General features: G+C 78.2%; 1 protein-coding gene. It reads right to left on the bottom strand.

Annotated features, from left to right (window positions below; genetic code table 11):
* Positions 1–202 (bottom strand): hypothetical protein (locus tag ACU8YC_RS27530; RefSeq protein WP_446896330.1); only part of this gene is annotated, 202 nt, incomplete at its 3' end.
* Between the last annotated feature and the right edge of the window lie 248 nt (positions 203–450).

Below are 450 nucleotides of genomic sequence, written 5' to 3'. Positions count from 1 at the left end.
CCCGCGCCTCCTCGGCCTGCGCCCGGTCCGCGACCGGGTCCGGCGGCGGGGCCGCCGCGTCCGGTTGTGCGGCCCGGGCACCCGGCACCTCGGTGAGCGGGTTCGCCCGGGCGGGCACGACCAGAGCGAGGCCGATGGCGAGCAACAGGCCCGAGCGGCCGAGGCGCGTCCGCGCGGCGCGTGGCAGATCGTGGGTCCGCATCGCTTCCCTCTCCGAATGCCGGGCCTCGCTGCGGCCCCTCTCACCCCGTTCATGGTCGACCCAGAGCGATTTCCGTCGCCGGGCGGAGCGGTTTTCGACGACGGCGCTCAGCGCCCCCGCAGGATGGCGTTCATCCCGGCCGGATCGAGCGGTCCGTCGGTCGCCGGCCTGGGCTGCGGCGCCGGGCCGGGTGCGGGCGGGACCGGCCTGCCCCCCGGATCGACGGCGGTGACCGGTCGCCCCTGGGC

The organism is Citrobacter sp. VF227, assembly GCF_052950715.1.
Note: the sequence above shows the minus strand (reverse complement) of the source record. Positions and strands in the feature narration are given on the sequence as shown.